Raw genomic sequence first — 14781 nt, 5'->3', positions numbered from 1 at the left:
GTACGACCGGCCAGATAGTCAGCGCACCACCGATTCTTGAGGGAGAAGACATGGGGGTCTTCACGACGTCGCGCTCGCGCGCGCTCAGCGGCGTACGTCTCGTGGTCGTCGGCGGCCTCACCGCCCTGGGGTTCGGAATCGCTCCGGCAGCACACGCCGACGGCGACGACTATCCCTACAAATGGACCGGCGAGTGCAAGGTCGTCGACCTCAACGCCCAGGTCCCCCTCGCGCCGGGCCAGGAACCGCTGCCACTCAAACTCGGTTGCGAGAAGCGGCTGTGGTACGTCAACGGTTCGTACGGCGACCCGTGGGGTTTCGCGCTGCGCAACTGCACGTCGTTCGTCGCGTGGCGGCTGCGTACGACCAACGGGCTCTACGACTTCACCAACACCAGCCGAGGCTGGCGCTGGGGCAACGCCAATCACTGGGACGAGACCGCGAGGGTGCTCGGCTATCGCGTGGACGACATCCCGGCCGTCGGTGCGGTGGCACAGAGTGATCGAGGCGCCGTGGGCCACGTCGCGTGGGTCAAGGAGGTCCATGGCGACGGCACGATCACGATCGAGGAATACAACTCCGTCGTCGCGGGTGGCTACTCGATCCAGCGGGTGCCGGCGTCAGAGTTCGAATACCTCCACCTCGCCGATCTCGCACCCGGACCGGAAGCGACCAACAACACCGGCAAGGTGACCGCACTCGATCAGTCCGGAGAGAAGTGGACCGCGAAGGTCGACGAGGACGGCCGACTGGCAGTCAAGGGGCCGCACGGGCGTACCCGTCTGGGCAAGACGGATGCCTGGTCACCGAAGGCCGCGCCGGCGATCACCGTCGACGCGGAGGATCGCGTCCGGGTCGCAGCCGTCGCACGTGACGGACGCCTCCAGGTGGCGTACACCGATGCCTCGGACGGCACGTGGAGCAGCCCCCGGACCCTGGGTGAGGACTTCGCCACCGGCGCCTCCCCCAGCATCGTCACTACGGGCAACGACTGGGTACGCGTCATCGCCGTCACCGCCGAAGGTGACCTGACCGAGTTTCACTCGAGTGGCCGCACCTGGAGCAAGGCCGAGCGCCTTGGCGATGCGGGCACCTATTCCGCGTACGCCTCACCGGCCGTGCACACCGACCTGGCCGGGCGTACGTGGGTCGCCGCGGTGACCCGCACCGGCTCACTGATGTGGGCCACCACGGGCTTCTCCGGCGAGACGTTCACCCAGATGGCCTTCGCCGACCTGGAGTCGTGGGAGCCGTTCACGAGTCCGCGCCTGACCGGGGACGCGAAGGGGCGCACCTGGCTGATCGCCACCACCGCGCTGGGCAAGGTGACCGCTCGTCACACCACCAACGGTGTCGGCGCGTGGAGCAAGGCCAAGCAGGTCACGCCGAAGCGCGTACGCAAGCTGACTCAGCGCCCCGAATAGTTCGGCGCCTCGACCGTCATCTGCACCCCGTGCGGGTGGCTCTCGCTCAGCGACGCACTGGTGATCCGGACGAACCTGCCGTTCGTCTGCAACTCGGGGATCGTGCGCGCACCGACATAGAACATCGACTGGTTCAGCCCACCGACGAGTTGGTGCACGACCTGGCTCAGCGCACCGCGGTAGGCGACCTGCCCCTCGATGCCCTCGGGCACGATCTGGTCGTCGCTGGTCACCTCGGCCTGGAAGTAGCGGTCCTTGGAATAGGACTTCTTGCCTCGGCTGCTCATCGCACCCAGTGAGCCCATGCCGCGGTAGGACTTGAACTGCTTGCCGTTGACGAAGATGACCTCACCAGGGCTCTCCTCGCACCCCGCCAGCATCGACCCGACCATCACCGCATCGGCACCCGCGACGATCGCCTTGGCAATCTCGCCGGAGTGGCGCATGCCGCCGTCGGCGATGACGGGGACGCCAGCCGCCTTGGCCGCGAGGCTGGCTTCATAGACGGCGCTGATCTGGGGTACGCCGACACCCGTGACGATGCGGGTCGTACAGATCGAGCCGGGACCGACGCCGACCTTGACCGCGTCTGCGCCCGCGTCGACGAACGCCTGGGCACCATCCTTGGTCGCGACGTTGCCGCCGATGACCTGCACGTGCTTGGTCGCGGGATCGGTCTTGAGGCGCTTGACCATGTCGAGCAGCATCCGTACGTGCCCGTGTGCCGTGTCGGCGACCAGCACGTCGACACCGGCCTCGATCAGCCGACCGGCACGCTCCCAGGCGTCACCGAAGTAGCCGATGGCGGCACCGACCATGAGGCGGCCGTGGCCGTCGTACGACGCCTTGGGGAACTGCTCGCCCTTGACGAAGTCCTTGACGGTGATCAGGCCGGCCAGGTGGCCCGCGTCGTCGATCAGCGGAAGTCGCTCGCGCTTGTGCTGGCGGAGCAACGTGGTGGCGTCCTCACGCGAGATGCCGGCGGGGCCGGTGATCAGCGGCATCGGCGTCATCATCTCGTCGACCTTGGTGGTCGCCCACTCCGCGACCGGGGTGAAGCGCAGGTCGCGATTGGTGATGATGCCGATCAGCCGGTTGTCGACGTCGACGACCGGCAGCCCGGAGACGCGGTATTCGCCGCAGACCCGGTCGAGTTCCTCCAGTGTCGCGTCGGGGCCGATGGTGATCGGGTTGGTGATGATGCCGGTCTGGGTGCGCTTGACCAGATCGACCTGATAGGCCTGATCGTCGGTCGAGAGGTTGCGGTGCAGCACGCCGATGCCGCCTTGGCGCGCCATCGCGATCGCCATCCGGGACTCGGTGACCGTGTCCATCGCGGCGCTGATCAGCGGCACCTTGAGCGTGATCTCACGGGTCAACCGAGTGCTGGTGTCGATCTCGTCAGGCGCCAGATCCGAATAGCCCGGCAGCAACAGCACGTCGTCGTAGGTCAGGCCAAGGTTCGCGAACTTCTCCGGCGTCTCCACGGTAGTGGAGTCTAGGCAGTTGTTGCGCGCTGTGATGTTTGCAGGTGTCACCTGGTGGCACCTGCAAGCACCGCAAGGGCCCGTTCATCACACCTCGGGCTCGTGGGCCTCGAGATCTGGAGTGATCGGCACCGGCTCGACGCTGGTCGCCAAATGCCAACACCACGCCGCGAAGCCGAGGACGACCATCACCAGCGAGGTGATCGCAAGATGCAGCACCGAATCGGTGACATGCGGGATCACCAGGCTCGCGATCAGCCCGTTGGTGAGCAGCGTCAAGAAGGTGAACATCGAGACCGCAGCACCACGCTCGGCGGGGAACATGTCGAGCAGGATCAACTGGGTGATCGGGTAGGACGCGCCGGTGCCGACCGCGATCAGCGTCGGCCCGACCACGGCCGACGGCCAGGTCTCTGCGGTCGGCAAGACGCCGAGGATGACCGCGATGACCGCTCCCGCAAGGCTCACGCACAGACACGCGGTGACCAGGCTGCGGCCGGGGATGCGACCAGCCGTACGGCCGGCGAACCACGAGCCGAGCACCAGGCCGCCGATCATCGGCACGAAGAGCAACCAGAAGTCCTGCTCGCCTTTGCCCAGCAGGTCCACCAGGAAGATCGAGGCGCCACTGACGTAGACGAACTGGCCCGCGAACGTGAAGGCGCCGGCCCAGGAGACGCGGTGGAATGCGGCGTTGCGGCTGACGTGGATCAGGCTGCCGACGATCGGGCGTACGGCGAACGGCAGCCGGGCCTCGGGCGGATGACTCTCCGGCAGCGCCACGGTGATGACCAGCGCGACGATCGCCGCGTACGCCGCCATGAACCCGAAGATCACCCGCCAGTCGCCGACGGTGAGCAGCCAGCCGCCGATGATCGGTGCGATCGCGGGGGCCACGCTGAAGATCAGCATCACTCTGCTCATCAGGCGTTGGGCGTCGGCGCCGTCGTAGAGGTCGCGGATCACCGTGCGCGACACGATCACCCCACCGCCCGCGCTCAAGCCCTGACAGACCCGGAAGAAGAGCAGCATCTCCAGGCTGGTGGAGAGTACGCATCCCAGGGACGCGAGCACATAGAGCGCGACACCGGTGATCATCACCGGCTTGCGACCCAGGGCATCCGAGATCGGGCCGTGGAAGGGCGACATCAGCGCGAAAGCGAGCATGTAGGCCGAGATGACGTACTGCATCTCGGCGCTGGTGACGCTCAGCGCCCCGGCCATCTCCTTGAAGGCCGGCAGCGGGGTGTCGATCGAGAAGGGGCCGAGCATCGACAGCGACGCCAGCAGCGCGGGAATCAGGATCAGCGCACTGCGTCCGCTGGGGCTCGGGGTCGACATCGAGAAAGAGACTGCCATCAGGGCAACCGGATCGTCACTTCGGTGCATCTGGGGGGCATGACAGGCAGACTGGAATCGGCGCAGGTCGCGCCCCAGGTGGGAGGTGCGATGGCTTCGCGCGACGGCGCCAAGCGCGCGGACTTCGAGGAATGGGTCGCGGCCCGGTATCCGGCACTGCTGCGGTTCGCGGTGCTGACGTGCGGATCCCGAAGCTGACGCCGAGGATGCCTGCCAGTCGGCGTTGGCGAAACTGTGGCTGGCGTGGGATCGGGTGCGTTCGCGCGATGCGTTGGAGGCGTACGCCCGCAAGGCCGTGCTCAACGAGCAGCGGCAACTGTGGCGCCGAGCCTGGTTCAAACGTGAGCGCACCTGGGACTCCTTGCCCGAGCGGGTCAGCGAAGCTGGCGAATGCGCGACCGACCGCGCGGTCTGGGACTTCCTGCAGACCCTGCCCACGCGGCAGCGGGCGGTCCTGGTGCTGCGCTATTACGAGGACCTCTCCGAGGCCGAGATCGCCGACGCTCTAGGCATCAGCCCGGGAACCGTCAAGTCCCAAGCCAGCAAGGGCCTCGCCGGCCTTCGGCGTGCCCTCGCCGATCACCCCTCGAACAATCCCTGGAGCGACGATGAATGACATCGAGCAGACGTTGAGCGACACCTTGACCCGGCGCGGGGATGTGGTCGGGTCGGCTGATCTCGACGGCGTCTATGGCCGGGCCCGCCAGATCCGTCGCCGCCGGGTCGGCGCGGGCGTGGTGGGGGCTCTGGCCGTCGCCGCGGTGATCCTGCCGCTGTCGCTCGGCGGTGGAACTTCCCCGATCACTCCACCAGTGGCCACGCAGAGTTCGGCGCCGACAACACGGGACCTGGCCAGCCTGCCGGTCGGGGACGCGCCGACGATCGCGTACGTCTCCGGCTCGACGTTCGTCGACACCGACGGGTCGACGCGTGACTTCCCGGCCAAGAACGCGCTGGCGTTCACGAGCTATCACGGGGGCTGGATGGTCTTGTCGAACGGAACCAACACGGCGCAGTGGCGGCTCCGACTCTTCGACGGGCAAGGCGCCGAACTGTGGTCGCGTCGCACGAACGGAAGGCCCGTGGTGACGCCGGACATCTACTCGCCCTATTGGGCCACGGTGACCCACGAGGGAACGACGCTGCATTTCGGCATCGCATCGGGCATGGGCGATGGGGAGAGGACTCAGAAGGTGGACGGCTCGGCAACCATCAACGGCCTGTTGCCGGATGGTCGGCTGGTCTACACCCAGGATGGAGTGTGGGTCACCGACATGGTGTCGAAACCGACCAAGGTCGACGTCATCGCCCACGCCTTCACCGCCAGCCCGGCAACGGGCCTGGTCTCTGGCTTTGACGACTCGTCCATGCAGGCCGTGGTCGTGGATCTCCAAGATGGGTCGACGAAGTGGACGAGCGATGCGATGAGCCTCGGGTCATTCAGTCAGGATGGGTCCTTGATCGTGGGATATGACGGCGACACCGGACTTCCACGCATCCTGGACGCGAATTCGGGCAAGCCCCTGTGCAACGCGGCCGACCTTGAGTCGATCAACATGAGCGGGGCAGGGCCTTTGACGTGGGAGAGCGGCAACACACTGCTGGGGGCCTTCACCTCCGAGGAGGGCCAGAACGCGCTCGTACGCATCGCCGTCCCCTCCGGCTCCACCCCCGGCGACGACGTGACCTGCGACATCGAGCGAGCCGAGACCCCGGATGGGATCAGCGCGGCGCCGTACGCCCTCTCCCTCCAGCCCTGACCGGTAGTTAGTTGCAGCGGAATCGTCCACCACCAACGCGAAGAACTGCGGCGGCGAGCGGGCGTCACGTCGCTCGGATCCGTACGCCGGCCGCAGTTCTTGCCGACTTGGGGGCGGTGGGCCTGGCATTTCAGTGTGGCGATCTAGATTGACAGCCTGACTAGATAGCGCCACTATCTACCTATGGACATCGACACCATCCCGAGCGACTGGCTTCGCGGTGTGCTGGGGCTGGCCGTGATGCGGATCGTCGCGGACGGGCCGACGTACGGCTATGCCATCTCCGTCGCGTTGGCCGACCACGGCTTCGGCACCATCAAGGGCGGCACCCTCTATCCCCTGCTGGGGCGTTTCGAGGAGGCCGGGCACGTCGAGACGTACTGGCAGCAGGGCGAGAGCGGCCCGGGCCGCAAGTACTACCGGATCACCAGCCTCGGGCTCTCCGCGCTCGAGGCCGACGGCGCACGGTGGGCGGCGTTCGCCAACCACGTGGCCGAGTTCGTCACCCACACCCCCGCCACCAGCAAGGGAAGGACCCCCTCATGAACACCACCGAGCTCTACCCCCATCTCCCGGCAAAGTGGCGTGAGCAGGTCTCGCTCGGCCTGCGGTCTCGCGGAGCCTCCGGTGCCACCATCGGTTCGGTCCTAGCCGAGGCCGAGGCGCACTGCGCCGACAGTGGTGAGAGTGCCGTGGACGCGTTCGGCCAGCCGCTGGCGTACGCCGCCCACTACCCCTTGTCGGCCGCCGAAACCGCGAACTCGACAGCAGACACCCTGGCCTCGTCTTGGCCGACTCTCCTTGGGCTTGCGGGGATGTTGCTTGCTCTCGCCACGACGTCCCATTGGAGCAGCCAGACCGGCACCCCCATTAGCGCAGGCTTGTTCCTGGGGGGCTGCGGCATCGTCGCGCTGACCGCGATCCTGGTCTGGAAACCTGCGGTGATCTTGACGCGGATGTGGCTGGCGTCACTCGTGGTGGGTTTGGGTTGGGGGGCCATCGTTGCGCTGCAACTCGCCTTCGACAGTCCGCTCTTCCACATCAACCGGTGGCTGGCCGTCGCGATCTCGGTCGCTCTCGAAGCCGCGTGTGTCGTCGCCACCCGAGGTCAGGCCGATCCAGACGTGGTGACCGACCCACTGCACGGTGATCCGAACGCTCGACAGACCGCCCTCCTGATGCGCGTGACTCCCCGGCTGCTCCCCGCACTCACCGTGCTTGGCGTGGGACTCATCGCCCTGATCAATGCCACCGGATGAGCTCAGGCAACCGGATCGCCGCTCACCTCGTTCAGGCAGGCATGGAACGAGTGACTGATGCGTGACGAGGAGTCGTACGTCGAGTTCGCCGCAGCCGCCCGTGAGCGGTTGCGGCGGACTGCGTACCTCCTCTGCGGCGACTGGGACCGGGCCTCGGACTTCGTCCAAGAAGGACTGATCCGGGTCTATGTCGCGTGGCCACGGTTGACGCGCAAGGGCGGCGAGCATGCGTACGCCCGCCAAGCCGTGGTGAGCGCCTTCCTCGACCACGCGAGAAGGCGGTCGAGCAGGGAGTTCGCGGTCGAGCCCGACCCGCAACAGGCCGCCGACGGCGACCTGGCACGCGACGTCTCGGCCCGAGTGGCGCTGATGGCCAACCTCGCGCAACTGCCTCCTCGGCAGCGGGCGTGCGTCGTACTGCGCTCTTTCGAGGACCTCGACGTAGCCCAGACCGCCGAGGTGCTCGGCTGCTCGCAGGGCACGGTCAAGAGTCAGACGTCGAAGGCATTGGCCTCACTTCGTTCCATGTTCTGCGAATCGCCGACCGGCGAGCTGGCGCTGAAAGGAGCCTGGTGATGAATGACCTTCGTGAACTGCTGCATGAGAGCGTGGCGCACTCCCCTGCCGACACGTCGTCGAACGATGACCTGTTGAGCGCAGGCCGTCGGCGCGTACGACGTCGTCGCGCCAAGCTGATCGGCATCCCGGCCGTCGCGGCGATCGCCGCGGTGGGCCTCGGTGTCACCTATTGGCCCGACGGCACCAGCGGCGCCGAGATGGCAGCGGCTGGGGTGCCGGTGCCGGAAGGGTCGGTGACTCGACTAGAGGATGCCCGCGCTGCGGTGGCGGGCAAGGACTATCGGGTGCTGGCGTCGTACACCAATGAGAACCTCGACGCGGCCAACGGCGAGTATTTCGACGGCCTGACCGACGACGGGCTGATCCTCTTTCGCGATGCTGCAAACGGAATCGACGAGCACACCCGATTCGCACTCATGGATCCGGCGACCGGCGAGAAGGACTGGCTGCCTGACCCCGGCGTGGGGCAGTCGCAGACGTTCGTCCTCGAACTCAGCGACAAGCAGATCGTGCTCCAGCACGAACTCGGCCAGATGCCGAACGGTGACTGGAACCCACGTCCTGCCGTGTCGATCTTCAACCGGGTCACCCGGTCTTGGTCGACACTCGACTGGCCGACACTGCCTGTGAGCGACGATTACTCGCCGTACGCCATGGCGCTCGGTCCCGACGGGAGGCTCTACCTCACGCTCGACACCCAGCAACTCAAGCCTCCCCCTGGCTGGGAGCCGAGCGGCTTCGAGGTCGACTCTCCCGGCCAGGATTCGGCCCTGTGGTCGGTGTCGCTGACCGATTCGACGGACGTACGCAACGAACACGTGCGGGTCGGTTCGTTCGCCTTCTCGGAGGGACGGTTGGTCTACACCGACTCCACCAACGGCGACGCGGGCGACGTGCACGTACGCAACCTCGCCACCGGCGAGGAGACCTCGTTCAATCCCAAGATGGGCGAGAAGTGCAACCTGCTCAATCTGACGCTGAGCGGGGACCGGATCGCGATGAGCGAGTATTGCGGGAAGTACGACGGCATCCGCGACGACCGCGTCCAGGTGCTCTCGACCGACGGCGAATCGATCACCACGATCCAGGGCAGCGACGTCGAGGGACATATCGGGCAAGGCCGCGACCAGGTGATGGTCGAGGCGTTCGGCCTGGGCGAGGCAGGCACCTACGTCTATGACCTCGGGTCCGGTGAGTTCGTGAAGGCCACCTCGGGCACCGCGTCGTACGGCGGGGAAACCGGCCTGGTCATGCCCGCCGATCACCTGATCTGGCGTACGCCGGAGAACTTCGCCAAGGGGATGACCCAGACTCTCGTGGAGTGGCTCGACTGACCGGGCACAAAAGCACGCGAGAACGCCGCTGACCGGGCACAAAAGCTCATGCTTTTGTGCCCGGTCAGCGTGTTTGAGGCGTGCTTTTGTGCCCGCTCGCGTGGTTAGTGACCGTGCCCGTGGCCGTGGCCACCGGCAGCCGCCGGCTCCTCTTCCTCGGGCTTGTCCACGACCAGGGTCTCGGTCGTGAGCAGCATGCCCGCGATCGAGGTGGCGTTGACCAGCGCGGAACGAGTCACCTTGACGGGGTCGAGGACACCCTGGGCGACCAGGTCGCCGTACTCGCCGGTCGCGGCGTTGAAGCCTTGACCCAACTCGCGCACCTTGGCGACCACGACATAGCCGTTGTCGCCACCGTTCTCGGCGATCCAGCGCAGCGGCTCGTCGACCGCCTTGCGCACGATGCGTACGCCCTGCGCCTCGTCACCGGTCAGGCCGAGGTCGCCCTCGAGCACCGACGCGGCGTGAATGAGAGCCGAGCCGCCACCGGCGACGATGCCCTCCTCGATCGCGGCGCGAGTCGCGGAGACGGCGTCCTCGATGCGGTGCTTCTTCTCCTTCAGCTCCACCTCGGTGTGGGCGCCGACCTTGATCACACAAACTCCGCCGGCGAGCTTGGCGAGGCGCTCCTGGAGCTTCTCGCGGTCCCAGTCGGAGTCGGTGTTCTCGATCTCGGCCTTGATCTGGTTGACCCGGCCCTCGACCTCGGACCTGTCGCCACCGCCGTCGACGATGGTGGTGTTGTCCTTGGTGACCACGACACGGCGAGCCGTGCCGAGCACCTCGAGGCCGACCTGGTCGAGCTTGAGCCCGACCTCGGGGGCGATGACCTGACCACCGGTCAAGGTCGCGATGTCTTGCATCATCGCCTTGCGACGGTCACCGAACGCGGGGCTCTTCACGGCCACGGCCGAGAAGGTGCCACGGATCTTGTTGACCACCAGGGTCGACAGCGCCTCGCCGTCGACGTCCTCGGCAAGGATGAACAACGGCTTGCCGGCGTTGATGACCTTCTCCAGCAGCGGCAGGAGCTCCTGGATCGAGGAGATCTTGCCCTGGTGCAGCAGGATGTACGGGTCGTCGAGCACCGCTTCCATCGACTCGGGGTCGGTGACGAAGTACGCCGAGATGTAGCCCTTGTCGAACTGCATTCCCTCGGTGAACTCCAACTCGGTGCCCATGGTGTTGGACTCCTCGACGGTGATCACGCCGTCCTTGCCGACCTTGTCGAAGGCCTCGGCGAGCAGGTCGCCGATGTGGCTGTCACGACTGGAGATCGTGGCGACGTTGGCCATGTCGTCACGAGTCTCCACCTCGCGCGACGCCTCCAGCAGCGCGTCGCCCAGGGCTTCGGCGGCAGCGTCCATGCCCCGCTTGAGGCCCATCGGGTTGACGCCCGCAGCGACCGCGGACAAGCCCTCGTGGACCATCGCCTGCGCAAGCACGGTGGCCGTCGTAGTGCCGTCACCGGCGACGTCGTTGGTCTTGGTGGCGACCTCCTTGGTCAGTTGCGCACCAAGGTTCTCGAACGGGTCGTCCAGTTCGACCTCACGCGCGACGGTCACACCGTCGTTGGTGATGGTCGGGGCGCCCCACTTCTTGTCGAGCACGACGTAGCGGCCCTTGGGGCCCAGCGTCACCTTGACGGTGTTGGCGAGCGCGTCGACGCCTCGCTTGAGAGAGCGGCGTGCGCTCTCGTCGAATTCCAGGATCTTCGGCATGTTGGCTACCCGATCAGGAGACGACGGCGAGCACGTCGCGCGCGCTCAGGATGAGGTATTCGGCGCCGCCGTACTTGACCTCGGTGCCGCCGTACTTGCTGTAGATGACCTTGTCACCGACCGCGACGTCGAGGGGAACGCGGTTGCCGTTGTCGTCGATGCGACCGGGGCCGATGGCCAGGACCTCGCCCTCCTGGGGCTTCTCCTTGGCGGTGTCGGGGATGACCAGGCCAGAAGCCGTGGTCTGCTCGGCGTCGAGCGGCTTGACGACGAGACGGTCCTCGAGGGGCTTGATGTTGACCGACACTTCGGATCAACCTCCACTTTCTGGTTTCGTGGGTGTGGCGAACGGATGCTCGCCGAACGTCTTCGCAAGCGCCTCGACTCACGCCGTCGCGGGGGTCATGATCCGACTCGCTTGCGCTGGCACACTCGGGTCGAGAGTGCCAGCCCCGAAACTAGCACTCGACCCGAGCGAGTGCCAACGACGACCGGTAATGACAGGGTTGGCCGGGTGGATCCCGCGGTAGCCGAGTGGCTGACGACCGAGCCCGGCCTGCGAGCGGTCACGGTAGCCGGGGAGCTGGCCCTCGTCGAACCCGATCCGATCCGGTTGAGCGCAGCGTTTCGCCGCCAGTGTCCTGGCCTCGACGGCGCCGAAGCCGCGGCTGCGGTGACCCAAGCTCACCTGCGTACGAAGGCCAGGGCCAAGTTCGGCGACGACGCCGCACTCATGCTCTTCACTTCCGAGGCGCTGGAGCAGGCCACCCGCGCCCGAGTCGCGGCACACCGCGCGGCTCGGCTCGCAGCCGCCCGCGTGGACTCAGTCGTGGATCTCGGGTGCGCGATCGGCGGGGACCTGATCGCCTTCGCCCGAGCCGGCCTGGTGGCCGCCGGTGTCGATCTGGACGAGACGAGGGTGATCCTGGCGCGCTACAACCTGCGCGCCTTGGGACTCGACGGAGCCGTCACCGTCGCGGACGCGACCACCGTGGACCGCTCGCCCTTCGGGGCGGCGTTCTGCGATCCCGCCCGCCGCGACGGTCGCGGTCGTAGTTTCGACGCGAACGTCTGGAGCCCACCGTGGCCCTTCGTCGAGGGGCTTCTCAAGGAAGCGGCCTGCATCAAGACCGCCCCCGGCATCCCGCACTCGCTCGTCCCGGACGGAGTCGAGGCCGAGTGGGTCTCCGATCACGGAGAGGTCAAGGAGGCGGCCCTGTGGTCGCGCCCGCTTGCGACGGTGTCGCGACGCGCCACGGTGATCGGCGACGGCGGGTTGGCCACGCTGACCGATGAGGATGACCCTGGCGCGGACGTACGCCCCCTCGGACGATTCGTGTACGAACCTGACGGCGCGGTCATCCGGGCAGGGCTGGTCACGGCGGTGGCAGCTGGCACTCAAGGCGGCTTGCTCGACGCCAAGATCGCGTACGTCACCTCGGATGCCGCGTTCCTGACCCCGTTCGCCCGGGCCTACGAGGTGCTCGAAGAACTTCCGTTCCGCGAGAAGCACCTCAAGGCGGCGCTGCGTGCCCGCGGCATCGGCATCCTGACGATCAAGAAGCGTGGCGTCGACGTCGTCCCCGAGCAGTTGCGCAAACGGCTGGCTCTGAGCGGCGACCAGGAGGCGACGCTGGTGCTCACGCGGATCGCCGCCACAGGTGCCGCATTGCTCGTGCGGCCCCTGTGAACCGACTCAGCTCACGACACGCAGGCGGAGCACTCGGTGTCGCCCGTGGTCGCGTCACACCGGGGCGGCGAGTCGACCTTGCTATCGGAGAACTGCTTGACCGTGACCACGTTCGTCACACAGGAACTGGTGACGCAGAACTTGAGGTAGTAGGCGTACTCCTCGCTCGTAGTGCCCTGACCCGGGCACTTGCACTTGTCTGGCACCGTTCTTTACTTATCGCCGACTTTGCTAGCCGGTTCGCTCACCCACAGCCCGTGCGCGTACCTGCCACCCGCACCGGGAGTCGCCCCGGCGCTTGCCGTCGGCCGAGGAGTACCTCGACCAGGGCCTGCATGGCCCCCGGGGTGGAGCCATACGTGGCGAGTTTGGACTGCGCGGCACTGCGTCCGAGGACGTACGGGGAGTCGGTGGCGACCACGATGTCGGCCGAGTATCCCCGAGATCCGGGGCCTGCGAAGGCGATGCTCGTGCCGGCCGCGAGCCGGGCATTCTCCGCTGACTGCCACGACCGCAACTCGGAGCGCCGCTGGCGTTCGGATCGGCGCCAGGCGGCGGCGCGCTTCTCGTACGAGGCCAGGTCTCGCTCATAGGCACGCAGCTTGCGCCGGTATTCAGCCCGGTCCTTGCGCTGACGCGGCTTCACCGGCCTGGTCGGCGGCGCGGGGCGTGGAGCAGGGGTGACCAACTCCGCCGGCGCTGGCCGGCGCAGCAGGACCGGCAGGCCTGCCCGCTGTGCTGCGGCGGCGAAGACCGAGACTGCGGCCGAGTCACCCATCGGCGTCACCGCCGAGCCGACCAAGCGTCCCGAGCACGGTCCCGAAGCCGCGGTGATGGCTCGAGCGGACAACTTCCCCGCAACCGGGCCCGCGCCTCCGGGGGGAAGGCCCCGCGCTCGCCGTGACCGCTGATAGGACAACAGGGCGAGCACTCGCGCGGCTGCCTGCCTGAGTCGCGAGCCGGGCAGTTGACCCGAGCGCACCGCCGAGATGATCCCCGCCCTTGCAGCAGCGGGGTCCGGTGGCATCAACACGACGTCGACACCTGCGGCCAGGGCCAAGGGTGCGGACCTGCCCGAGGGGTACCTCGTCGCCACCCCGGCCATGTCCATGGCGTCGGTGAAGACAACGCCGGAGAACCCCAGCTCGCGGCGCAGCAACCCGGTGACCACCTTGCGCGAGATGGAGGACGGTACGCCGGGAGCCACCGCGCGTACGTCGATGTGGCCCACCATCACCGCCGGAAGCCCACCCGCGATCGCCTCCTCGAAGGGAGCGAACTCGACCGCGCGCAGTTGTTTGAGGCGCCGCTTCTGCACGGGCAGCGTGAAATGGCTGTCGGCGGGCACGGACCCGTGGCCTGGGAAGTGCTTGACCACTGGCATCACCCCGGCATCCAGGAAGCCGCGACCCGCCGCTACGACCTGCTCACCGACAGCTGCCGGATCGTCCCCCGCCGATCGAGCACCGATCGTAGGGTCGCCCGGCGAGGTGACGTCGGCGACTGGCGCGAAGTCGACGTTGAAGCCGAGGCCTGCGAGTTCGTGGCCCGACGCGGCGTACGCCTTCTCGGTGAGGTCCGGATCGCCGGCGGCGCCTGCCGACATGAAGGCCGGGAACCTGGTGGCATCGTCCTTGACCCGCTCGACGCTGCCGCCCTCCTGGTCGACCGACACGATCAACGGACGTGAGATCTGTTTGCGCAGAGCGGTCGTCATCCCACGGACCTGCCCGGTCGTCGCGACGTTGTCGGAGAACGCGATCACGCCGCCGAGGTGAAGCCGGCGTACGAGTGCCACCGGCGCCGCCGTCCCGACGAAGGACGCCACGATCACCTGCCCGGCCAAATCAGGCAGCGACATCCGGCGGACCTGCTTGGCCGCTTTGACCAGTTGCTTGTCACTGGGCCCCCACCCCGACTCCAGACCGAGTTTGTCCGCGGCGCTGGGGGGTGGCGGGGGTGCGGGCGACTGGCTGGTGGACACCTGAGATGCCGGATCGCTCGTGGGGTCACCCGAGTCGCAAGCCGCGACCACACCCGTGGTGAGCAGCACCGCGATCGCCAGCCGGACTCGCCTCATGGATCCATCTCGGCGCAGCACCGGCACATCCTGACACGCATTCGGAAATGGCAACGGCCCGGCACCTCCGGGGGGAGAGGTGCCGGGC

The 14781-nt window shown here is 67.5% G+C and carries 14 protein-coding genes; 8 read left to right on the top strand and 6 right to left on the bottom strand.

From position 1 onward, the window contains the following. Positions 1–50: 50 nt before the first annotated feature. Positions 51–1424 carry a CHAP domain-containing protein gene (locus tag V9G04_03130; GenBank protein MEI2712298.1) on the top strand — a complete coding sequence of 458 codons (1374 nt, stop codon included), beginning with the start codon at positions 51–53 and terminating at the stop codon, positions 1422–1424. On the opposite strand, the gene guaB is transcribed toward V9G04_03130, so the two are convergent. Then, a complete protein-coding gene (gene guaB, locus V9G04_03125; protein MEI2712297.1) occupies positions 1409–2911 on the bottom strand; it encodes an IMP dehydrogenase in 1503 nt (500 codons plus the stop codon). The two genes, V9G04_03130 and guaB, sit on opposite strands and share 16 nt — an antisense overlap. Positions 2912–2998: 87 nt before the next feature. Beyond that, positions 2999–4270 (bottom strand): multidrug effflux MFS transporter, encoded by a 1272-nt coding sequence (locus tag V9G04_03120; protein ID MEI2712296.1) that lies wholly within the window; start codon positions 4268–4270, stop codon positions 2999–3001. A gap of 223 nt (positions 4271–4493) precedes the next feature. On the opposite strand from V9G04_03120, the gene V9G04_03115 reads away from it, so the two are divergent. The 6 genes from V9G04_03115 to V9G04_03090 all read left to right on the top strand — a co-directional run bounded on the left by V9G04_03115 (position 4494) and on the right by V9G04_03090 (position 9202). Further along, entirely contained in the window at positions 4494–4886 is a 393-nt protein-coding gene (locus V9G04_03115) for a sigma-70 family RNA polymerase sigma factor (GenBank protein ID MEI2712295.1), read from the top strand. Then, the gene (locus V9G04_03110; protein MEI2712294.1) at positions 4879–6030 is read left to right on the top strand and encodes a hypothetical protein; all 1152 of its coding nucleotides are present in this window, start codon (positions 4879–4881) and stop codon (positions 6028–6030) included. The genes V9G04_03115 and V9G04_03110 overlap by 8 nt, the downstream gene beginning before the upstream one ends. 183 nt (positions 6031–6213) lie before the next feature. Next, positions 6214–6576: a PadR family transcriptional regulator gene (locus V9G04_03105; protein MEI2712293.1), complete on the top strand. Its 363-nt coding sequence runs from the start codon at positions 6214–6216 to the stop codon at positions 6574–6576. Further along, positions 6573–7289, top strand: coding sequence for a hypothetical protein (locus V9G04_03100; GenBank protein ID MEI2712292.1), 717 nt, complete (start codon positions 6573–6575; stop codon positions 7287–7289). The genes V9G04_03105 and V9G04_03100 overlap by 4 nt, the downstream gene beginning before the upstream one ends. Before the next feature lie 57 nt (positions 7290–7346). Continuing rightward, complete coding sequence (locus V9G04_03095) at positions 7347–7865, top strand: SigE family RNA polymerase sigma factor (GenBank protein ID MEI2712291.1); 519 nt, start codon at positions 7347–7349, stop codon at positions 7863–7865. Next, a complete protein-coding gene (locus V9G04_03090; GenBank protein MEI2712290.1) occupies positions 7865–9202 on the top strand; it encodes a hypothetical protein in 1338 nt (445 codons plus the stop codon). The genes V9G04_03095 and V9G04_03090 overlap by 1 nt, the downstream gene beginning before the upstream one ends. Before the next feature lie 104 nt (positions 9203–9306). Here the strand turns inward: V9G04_03090 and groL are convergent, their stop codons facing one another. Further along, a complete protein-coding gene (groL, locus tag V9G04_03085) occupies positions 9307–10923 on the bottom strand; it encodes a chaperonin GroEL (protein ID MEI2712289.1) in 1617 nt (538 codons plus the stop codon). A 13-nt stretch (positions 10924–10936) separates the two neighbouring features. Beyond that, positions 10937–11230, bottom strand: a complete 294-nt coding sequence (groES, locus tag V9G04_03080; protein ID MEI2712288.1) for a co-chaperone GroES — start codon at positions 11228–11230, stop codon at positions 10937–10939. A gap of 207 nt (positions 11231–11437) precedes the next feature. Between groES and V9G04_03075 the strand changes: the two genes are divergently transcribed. Then, positions 11438–12613 carry a class I SAM-dependent methyltransferase gene (locus V9G04_03075; GenBank protein ID MEI2712287.1) on the top strand — a complete coding sequence of 392 codons (1176 nt, stop codon included), beginning with the start codon at positions 11438–11440 and terminating at the stop codon, positions 12611–12613. Positions 12614–12624: 11 nt separating this feature from the next. On the opposite strand, the gene V9G04_03070 is transcribed toward V9G04_03075, so the two are convergent. After that, positions 12625–12819: a hypothetical protein gene (locus V9G04_03070; protein ID MEI2712286.1), complete on the bottom strand. Its 195-nt coding sequence runs from the start codon at positions 12817–12819 to the stop codon at positions 12625–12627. A 38-nt stretch (positions 12820–12857) separates the two neighbouring features. Next, entirely contained in the window at positions 12858–14693 is a 1836-nt protein-coding gene (locus V9G04_03065) for a glycoside hydrolase family 3 protein (protein ID MEI2712285.1), read from the bottom strand. Positions 14694–14781: the final 88 nt, after the last annotated feature.

The organism is Nocardioides sp. (genome assembly GCA_037045645.1).
Classification (GTDB): Bacteria; Actinomycetota; Actinomycetes; order Propionibacteriales; family Nocardioidaceae; genus Nocardioides.
This window is presented reverse-complemented; position numbering and strand designations above follow the sequence as displayed.

What these genes read in the sequence shown, in the direction of transcription:
- V9G04_03130 (MEI2712298.1), top strand. Translation starts at nt 51, where the DNA reads ATGGGGGTCTTCACGACGTCGCGCTCGCGCGCGCTCAGCGGCGTACGT.
- V9G04_03100 (MEI2712292.1), top strand. Translation starts at nt 6,573, where the DNA reads ATGAACACCACCGAGCTCTACCCCCATCTCCCGGCAAAGTGGCGTGAG.
- V9G04_03110 (MEI2712294.1), top strand. Translation starts at nt 4,879, where the DNA reads ATGAATGACATCGAGCAGACGTTGAGCGACACCTTGACCCGGCGCGGG.
- V9G04_03090 (MEI2712290.1), top strand. Translation starts at nt 7,865, where the DNA reads ATGAATGACCTTCGTGAACTGCTGCATGAGAGCGTGGCGCACTCCCCT.
- V9G04_03095 (MEI2712291.1), top strand. Translation starts at nt 7,347, where the DNA reads ATGCGTGACGAGGAGTCGTACGTCGAGTTCGCCGCAGCCGCCCGTGAG.
- V9G04_03065 (MEI2712285.1), bottom strand. Translation starts at nt 14,693, where the DNA reads ATGAGGCGAGTCCGGCTGGCGATCGCGGTGCTGCTCACCACGGGTGTG.
- V9G04_03120 (MEI2712296.1), bottom strand. Translation starts at nt 4,270, where the DNA reads ATGGCAGTCTCTTTCTCGATGTCGACCCCGAGCCCCAGCGGACGCAGT.
- V9G04_03105 (MEI2712293.1), top strand. Translation starts at nt 6,214, where the DNA reads ATGGACATCGACACCATCCCGAGCGACTGGCTTCGCGGTGTGCTGGGG.
- groL (MEI2712289.1), bottom strand. Translation starts at nt 10,923, where the DNA reads ATGCCGAAGATCCTGGAATTCGACGAGAGCGCACGCCGCTCTCTCAAG.